Origin of the sequence: Pseudomonas psychrophila (assembly GCF_001043005.1) — a bacterium.
In the GTDB taxonomy this organism is placed as follows: domain Bacteria; phylum Pseudomonadota; class Gammaproteobacteria; order Pseudomonadales; family Pseudomonadaceae; genus Aquipseudomonas; species Aquipseudomonas psychrophila.
The window spans coordinates 1-576 of record NZ_JYKZ01000090.1 but is presented as its reverse complement, the minus strand read 5'-3'; the positions used below and the strand labels follow the sequence as shown (position 1 = coordinate 576).

Genomic DNA, 576 nt, shown 5'->3' with positions numbered 1-576 from the left:
GAATATAGATCATCCGCCCAAACAGACAATATCAGATCGGCTTGCTGGTGAGACGCATTTTGGCCCTCGATAACCAGATAAAACTCTGCCTTATTTTCAGTATTCTTTGGTTTGAAAAGTCTAGCCACGAACTCCTCATATTTGTGCTCAAACTCTACTGACTCATAGCCATTATTTAAAAATACTTTATCAATCAAATTAATCAGCATTTAATTCATCCATGGCTTGCTGAATGGGTATCAACCGAAGCTTACCAAAATACTCATCCCGAGGCTCACGCTCCTCAATACCGATTAATTGGGGAGGAGTGGTGTGTCTTGCAACTTGCTCATACAGCGACATTACTTGAGGCCCATCATAGATCAGGTGATTGACCTCATATAGGTCTACAACTATTCGGGTATTCGCTATCAGTGCTTTTGCGATTTTTGTCGGGGACTTGTCATTTATGGTTGTCGGCAGATAATAGTTTTCAGGGTGAGATTGTGAGCGATACACCAGCTTATTTTGATCTGCATCATTCTCGCAACACTGGAAATCCAAAGAATTAAAAATCTTCAACAACACATCCGCGAT

At 41.0% G+C, this 576-nt stretch carries 1 protein-coding gene and 1 pseudogene; both read right to left on the bottom strand.

The window, feature by feature from the left end:
• The coding region (locus TU76_RS24230) for a hypothetical protein (RefSeq protein ID WP_048352692.1) at window positions 1-209 on the bottom strand (209 nt) is incomplete at its 3' end.
• A pseudogene (locus tag TU76_RS24225) lies at window positions 199-576 on the bottom strand (hypothetical protein); the annotation flags it as partial. The gene TU76_RS24230 and the pseudogene TU76_RS24225, both read right to left, overlap by 11 nt.